Here is a 7143-nt window from a genome sequence, read left to right as displayed (position 1 = left end):
TCTCGCAAATCTTGACTGTAAGCTTTCGGCATCGAAGGGACTGAGCAACTCAACTGTCTTAGAGTGCCCAGTTCCTCTCCATCGATACCGCAACACTAATGGCAATCGCTATACTTTTGATCAGCCGTTGTCTTTTACACATAACCCAGTACAATTAGGACTTATTTGCATTAAGAGTTCCTCTTGCAATGACTTCTGCCTCATCTAAAGCCTTCAAACAACCGTTACTATCTTTATTAGGACTTGGTTTGGGTGCGATCGTCCTGCTAATTGTTCTAATTTACAGTGTCACACTTGGCGCGAGAGATATTCCACTGCGAACGATTCTGGAATCCTTCACGACTTTCGATCACTCGTTTGATCATCTAGTGATTCAGACGATCAGATTGCCGCGATCGCTCATCGCCATGTCAGTAGGTGCGGCTCTTGCTGTTTCTGGTGCATTAATGCAGGGCTTAACCCGCAATCCACTAGCAGAAACTGGAATCTTAGGAATTGAAGCTGGTGGCGCTCTAGCAGTTGTGATCACACTGTTTATTTTTGGGAGTTCGTCGCTGACGATTTACGCAGGGGTGGCATTTTTGGGAGCCGCGATCGCTGCCGTACTTGTCTACTTGCTCGGTGCTCTCGGACGCGGTGGTGCAACTCCCTTGAATCTTACTGTTGCTGGTGCAGCAATGACCGCATTGATTTCTTCGATCACGACTGCGGTTCTGATTGTGAGTCAACGGACGCTTGAAGAGATTCGCTTCTGGTTAGCGGGATCACTAGCAGGACGGGATTTTGAACTATTTCTGCAAGTGCTCCCGTTTCTAGGCACAGGATTAGTTCTAGCATTTCTATTAGGTAGACAGATTACGACGATTAGCTTAGGGGAAGACATTGCGACGAGCTTAGGTCAGCAAACCATTTGGGTGAAGCTATTAGCGGCGACGAGTGTAGTTCTCTTGGCAGGAAGTTCAGTTGCGGTCGCAGGCCCCATCGGCTTTGTCGGCTTAGTGGTTCCTCATATGGTGCGCTTCTTCATCAAAACAGACTATCGTTGGATCTTGCCGTATTCCGCGATCGCAGGTGCAATTTTATTGTTACTCTCAGACATTGCAGCGCGAGTTGTGTTGAAACCCCAAGAACTACCAGTGGGTGTGATGACTGCAATCGTGGGTGCACCGTTCTTTGTCTATCTTGCAAAAGTGAAGGTGAAAAAATGAGCGATTGGCGTTCTCCGGTGCTATCGTTTCGCCTCGATCAACGAGTGCCCGTGATTGCAGCTCTGCTCTTAGTATTTGGCTTGGCGGCGATTGTTCTCAATGTGGGACGAGGGGAATACCCGATCTCAGTTCTAGATATTGTCAAAACCTTGTTTGGCATCAATACAGGCAATCCAGATCATGCATTTGTGATTCACACCCTACGATTGCCCCGAACATTAGTTGCTTTCATGGTTGGGGTTGCTCTTGCTATTTCAGGTACAATCTTTCAAGGGTTAACGCGCAATCCACTGGCTGACCCAAGTATCATTGGCATCAATACTGGGGCGAGTTTAGCTGCTGTCTCTGTAATTGTTTTGTTTCCAAGTGCGCCAGTTTATGCCCTGCCGTTTTCTGCATTTACGGGTGCAGCACTGATGGCAGCATTAATCTACGGATTAGCCTGGAATCGGGGAAGTTCTCCAATTTTACTGATTCTGATGGGGATTGGACTATCTGCGATCGCAAGCGCATTCACGAGTTTACTGATTACTTTTGGCTCAATCTATGATGTGAGTCAAGCTTTAGTCTGGTTAGCAGGGAGCGTTTACGGCCGTACCTGGGAACAAGCGATCTCGCTACTTCCGTGGCTCATTATCTTTGTCCCGATCGCGTTTGGATTGGCAAGACATCTGAATGTATTGAACTTAGGAGAAGACATTGCGAAAGGGCTAGGGAGTCGGGTGGAATGGCATCGAGGATTACTGGTGATTGTTGCGGTTGCTTTGGCGGGAGCAGCAGTGGCGACAGCAGGATCGATCGGATTTGTTGGGCTAATTGCTCCCCATTTAGGACGACAGATTGTTGGGAATCGTCATGAAGGGCTACTGCCGATTTCTGCCTTAATAGGGGGCGTGATTGTTGTTTTGGCTGATTTTGTCGGTAGAGCTGCGTTTGCTCCGATTGAGCTTCCTTGTGGAGTTGTGACGGCTGTGATCGGTGCCCCTTTCTTTCTCTACCTTTTGATTCGCAAACGTCAAGGGTCGTGAGAATAGGACATTAATGCTACTGGATTGCGGTATCTCAATTTATGTCGATCGCACAGCGACTTTTCGTTCCATTGCTTGCAATCTCGCTCCAACACACCGCCAAAACTTCTGAATTTCTTGACTCGTTGCTTGGGCTTGACAGTGATGAAAGAAGTGCGATCCGATCTGTGCTGTCCAAATCATGTCTCCTGGTTTAAACTCATCGATCCACTCGTACAGATTTGGGAGTGAGATTAGCGGATCAGTCTTACTTCCGCAGATCATTAATGGAACTGATACTCCTCCTCTTGGTAACGTTGAGAGTTTAAACAATGAGTGGATTGAGGGTGATTCATCTAAATCCCTTGCAAACAGTGTCACCATGTGTTTCAGTGGATACGGAAGGTGATTACCAAATAGGCTCCGAACTGATTGAGCTAAGATCTGCGTTTGACTATAAGGCAGCATTTGACGTTGAATGTAGTAGTAAGCTTGCCAAGTAGTTGCAGGCTGGGCCCCGACTGCTAGTAAGGTTAACGATCGTACTTTTTCTGGATGCCGACGGGCATAAGTCAGCCCAATCACTCCGCCCATTCCATGACCTGCGAGATGAATCGAACGATCAAAGGTCTGCAAATATTCATGTAAAAGTTCAACTGCTCGATCGAGGCAGCTTGCTTCATCCTGCGTTTGTTGATATTCCCAGAGTCCAATCCGGACTTGCTGGGATAGCTCTTGCAGCAAAGCACGATCAAAGATTTTTAAGCTCGAACTCGAACTGAGCCACAATACATCAAGCTGAATCGCTTCTGCGATCGTTTGAGTATTGCCGGTCTGAGTCCCCCGAAATAAACGAATTCTGGACATTCTTACTGTTTCTCCAGTCAATACAATCGTTCTCGATTTGATCTTCTCTTTTTGAGACTTATAGTCAATAAGATTAAGAAAAATCGTATCACACTTAATAGAAGTAGTTATAGAAATAGTTTCTATTAAGTTTCATTAGTTGCATTGTTCATTCGTAAGTTTGACTCTAAAACCCATATCTTGTGGATTTTGCAGAGTTATTCTATTTCATTAGCAACATTTCTTAATTAAAACTATTGATAATTAATATCAATAGTTTTAATTAAGTGATTTCATCATTTACTGAGACTAATAATCAATAAACTTCAAACGCTCACGGGATGTGTATACACGGTTGAACGAGATCACTTGCTTTGAGCGTTGGGATGACTATCGACCATGTGACAAACAAGCCAATCAAAATGATGATGCCTTGGGCTAATCTTCCCAAGGCTAACCCCAAATTGCGAGCACGGCGGCGATCTCCAGTTGCTCGCCTCACGGTTCGTTTAACGGTTCTGCCAATTGAACAGAAAACAACGAAGACAATGACCGCTAGAATTAAATTCGGTAACAGTGCTAAGAATCCTTGCACCATTGTTCAATCTGATTCTAGAGGACTGATATCTCGATGTTCATTTTTCGTTTCGCGCACAGCAATTATGCTGATTGTAAAATGGAGCATTGGGTTTGGGCGCATTTGAAGTGGGTGAAGTTCAAGAAGTACGTAGTCAGTCGTCTTCTAATTAACAGTGAAACCAACAACTCTAATCATTCCTATCTTTTCAAGCTTAAGAGTGCCAACTTCCTCAGACATCAGTGGAATAATCCGCAAGCTTGGTTTGCTCTACAGCTTGAGTCCGAGGAGGATGACTAGACAAGGCTTGAATCTCAGTTCGCAGGGCTGCAATCTCCGCGTGTAGTGCTTGAATTGATTTTGCTCCTGCAACCTCCGCCTCGTCGTTTTCAGCATCCCGGCCGACGAAAAAAGTTGCGATCGCTGCCGTCACATAGCCAAATACTGCAAAGGCATATAGTGCTAACCCAAAACACAGAATTCGTCCCTCTGGCGATCGAGGAAAATACTCTGATCCCAGTGTTGTCATCAGCATTGCCGTCCACCACAAGGCATCTCCATAGCTCTCTAAGCCATCGGGGATATCTCGCTCTAGGGTATACATTCCCGCAGCTCCAACTAAAGTAATGACCAACGTTAAAGTCACAACATAGCCAAACCCCCGGCGTTGAAAACTGGCACTGAGCGATCGCATTCCTCGATTGGTGCGCGTCATCACGCCCAGCAACCGAATGCTCCTTGCTGCTCGAACCACCCGCGAAATTCGCAAGGTTCGCAACGCAGGTAAAGCCACTGAGCAAACGGTCAACCAATTCTGCCGCAGATACCTGCGCTTATGAGGCGCTAAAGCAAACTCTAATAGGAAATCAAAAATAAATAAAATCCAAATCGCAGTACTAACGCCATCCATAAATGGATTGAGTCCCCAAATTAGCTCAACCACGAACAACACAAGCCAAACGAAGCTCAAAACGAGCATGGGTAAATCAAGCCACTGTTCTAGATGTTGGAGGATTTCACTGCGAACTTCAGCAAGAGATTGTTCTGGGGAATGTTCGTGATTCATAGGTCACTGTCGATGTAACCAGCTTACCGTGGCGACAGATGCGATCGTGCCGAGAAAGTGTGCGGTGATGCCCACCATGTTTGCCATTGCTATCAGCACATCCAGTGGGCGAATAACTCGAGTTGGAGCATAAACCGCCACGCCTTGAGGAATGGCGATCGATTTCGACAACAGAACTCCGAGGGCTGCTCCGCCGCCTAAAATGGTGAGTGCCATGCCCACAAAACCTGCAATGATCCCAATTCGGAGTACCTTCATTACATCACTTTTTTTGGGGTGAAGGTCTGGATTTGGATTTCTCAGACGACGGGCAAACCGGAGTTGACGAAAAGCGAGATAAGCCGTGAAAAGCAGTACCAGAATGCCAGCTACCGCCCAAAAAATGCCAATTCCTAACCCTGGAGTTGTAGCATCGCGAAAATTATAAGCGGGGACTCCTGGAACAGTTGGAATCGCAACAGCTTGGTTGAAATTACGTCCCGCGATCGCAAACACTAACATCACACCTGCTGCGACTGCTAAACCCAATTGAGTCACAATTCCTGCCCATCCAATAATCCGCAGAATCTTGCCAATCTGCTCTAGCTTGTGGGACAAAGAATCGCTTTCAACAACGGCGGGAGTTTGCATTTGAACCTCCTTAAAATGTCTGAACTTTAGAATGCCTGAACTTTTCACACGGTAATTCAGAGAATTGTGACCAACGACCCTCCATAGAATCATTTGTTTGAGCCGCGATCGCCTAATCCTCGTATCGAGCAACTTGAGCCTGATTGAGGGCTGCCACTAGAGAAACGCTGTCAATGATGTTTCCAACCTTGCTTGGAAACAAGAATTGCTCAAAAAGTTGTGCCCAGCTGCAGCCTCGCGTTCGGTGAAGTTACCTATTCCGATAGATGCACCGACTAATCAAGCGTCTCACTGTAGGGGCAGTCTTACTTTACGCTCTATGACTCGCCCTGATCTTCCTCCTCCACTGAAGCAATCTGCACAGCAAACCCTGCATCATCCTGGATTTGAAAAGCTTGCTCGGCTTGGCTACACTGCTAAAGGAATTGTTTATTTTGTTGTGGGATTGTTAGCAGCGCAAGCTGCGATTGGTGCGGGAGGACGAACCACCGACACGCGTGGAGCATTGCAAGAGATCGTGGTGCAGCCGTTTGGCAAGCTGCTTCTAAGTCTCGTTGCGATCGGCATTGTCGGTTATGTGCTGTGGCGGTTTGCCCAAGCAATTTTCGATCCAGAGCATGAAGGCAGACCCAACTCTGCAAAACGGATTGTCAACCGGATTGGTTATTTATTGAGCGCGCTCGCCTATTCAGGACTGGCGCTGACCGCCGTTAAGCTGATTCTAGGAACAGGCGGAACAGGCGGAGAAGCATCGCAAGATTGGACAAAACTTATGCTGGCTCAACCCTTAGGACAATGGCTAGTTGGCTTGGCAGGTACGATCGTAGTGGGAGTCGGCTTATCGCACTTTTATCAGGCGTATACGGCAAAATTTCAGCGTCATTTTAAGCTAGATCAGATGCGGTTATCGGAGCGCAAATGGGCAAAGCGAGTCGGACAATTTGGCACTGCCGCACGGGGCGTAGTTTTTTGCGTGATTGGACTCTTTGTGATCATTGCGGCTTGGCAGTCTGATGCAACCGAGGTTAAAGGACTAGGGGAAGCGTTAGCCGTCCTAGCCCAGCAGCCTTATGGAGCTTGGATTTTAGGAATTGTGGCGCTAGGTTTGATTGCTTATAGCATTTACTCTCTAATCGAAGCTCGATATCGACGACTCATACAGGATTAGTAGAAGAGTTCAAACCCAAGCTGAGCTTGGACACCTTGTGTTAAGTGACGCGGCATAGAGACACAGCAGGTGGTTGGCTCGCTTGCTGTGTCTAGAGTACCGATCGATTTTAGTACGAGGCGATCGCTTAATTGTCACTCCGGTACTCCCCGTTTGATGAAATGGCATATTAAACTGAAAGCACTTACCTCATCATTTTAAGAAAAGTTGATGCCAAAAACTGCCGATGTTTCATCAAATATTATTGCTGCAGGCTTTCACGCGCTGTCTGATCCCTTGCGCGTTCAAGTGTTGGATCTCTTGCGCGATCGCGAACTGTGTGTTTGCGATCTGTGCGAAGCGTTAGACGTGAGCCAATCGAAACTCTCCTTTCATCTCAAGACTCTGAAAGAGGCACAACTGGTTCAGGCACGGCAAGAGGGACGCTGGATTTACTACAGCCTGAATCTGACACAATTTGTCGTGCTGGAGCAGTATCTTGCGGAATTCCGCCGCTTTAGCCCGATTCTTCCCGTGCGGAAATGTCGGGATGAGGAATAGTCCATCAATTCCTTCACATTTTTTAATGTTGAATGTTTTGCAGAACACTTAAAACCATCAAGATTTTTTGAAATGATGAGTGCATTCCTTATTCAACCAAT

Annotated in this window: 8 protein-coding genes; 4 read left to right on the top strand and 4 right to left on the bottom strand. The window is 46.7% G+C overall.

What is annotated here, in order from left to right; all coding sequences use genetic code 11:
* Positions 1 to 188: 188 nt before the first annotated feature.
* Both NC980_RS12570 and NC980_RS12565 read left to right on the top strand, forming a co-directional pair.
* Positions 189 to 1208: an iron ABC transporter permease gene (locus NC980_RS12570; protein WP_190375341.1), complete on the top strand. Its 1020-nt coding sequence runs from the start codon at positions 189 to 191 to the stop codon at positions 1206 to 1208.
* Positions 1205 to 2236, top strand: a complete 1032-nt coding sequence (locus NC980_RS12565) for an iron ABC transporter permease (RefSeq protein WP_190375340.1) — start codon at positions 1205 to 1207, stop codon at positions 2234 to 2236. Before NC980_RS12570 ends, NC980_RS12565 begins: the two co-directional genes overlap by 4 nt.
* Positions 2237 to 2275: 39 nt before the next feature.
* On the opposite strand, the gene NC980_RS12560 is transcribed toward NC980_RS12565, so the two are convergent.
* From NC980_RS12560 to NC980_RS12545, 4 genes are all read right to left on the bottom strand, one after another.
* Positions 2276 to 3082, bottom strand: a complete 807-nt coding sequence (locus NC980_RS12560) for an alpha/beta hydrolase (protein ID WP_190375339.1) — start codon at positions 3080 to 3082, stop codon at positions 2276 to 2278.
* Between the two features lie 313 nt (positions 3083 to 3395).
* Positions 3396 to 3659, bottom strand: coding sequence for a hypothetical protein (locus tag NC980_RS12555; protein WP_190375338.1), 264 nt, complete (start codon positions 3657 to 3659; stop codon positions 3396 to 3398).
* A gap of 211 nt (positions 3660 to 3870) precedes the next feature.
* A complete protein-coding gene (locus NC980_RS12550; protein WP_190375337.1) occupies positions 3871 to 4704 on the bottom strand; it encodes a potassium channel family protein in 834 nt (277 codons plus the stop codon).
* A gap of 3 nt (positions 4705 to 4707) precedes the next feature.
* Positions 4708 to 5334: a DUF3611 family protein gene (locus tag NC980_RS12545; protein ID WP_190375336.1), complete on the bottom strand. Its 627-nt coding sequence runs from the start codon at positions 5332 to 5334 to the stop codon at positions 4708 to 4710.
* Between the two features lie 319 nt (positions 5335 to 5653).
* Between NC980_RS12545 and NC980_RS12540 the strand changes: the two genes are divergently transcribed.
* Together NC980_RS12540 and NC980_RS12535 are read left to right on the top strand one after the other, a co-directional pair.
* Positions 5654 to 6502 (top strand): DUF1206 domain-containing protein, encoded by an 849-nt coding sequence (locus NC980_RS12540; protein WP_190375335.1) that lies wholly within the window; start codon positions 5654 to 5656, stop codon positions 6500 to 6502.
* Positions 6503 to 6712: 210 nt separating this feature from the next.
* Complete coding sequence (locus NC980_RS12535; protein WP_190375334.1) at positions 6713 to 7042, top strand: metalloregulator ArsR/SmtB family transcription factor; 330 nt, start codon at positions 6713 to 6715, stop codon at positions 7040 to 7042.
* Positions 7043 to 7143: the final 101 nt, after the last annotated feature.

This window comes from Leptolyngbya sp. AS-A5, from assembly GCF_039962495.1.
GTDB lineage: Bacteria > Cyanobacteriota > Cyanobacteriia > Leptolyngbyales > Leptolyngbyaceae > Leptolyngbya.
Note: the sequence above shows the minus strand (reverse complement) of the source record. Positions and strands in the feature narration are given on the sequence as shown.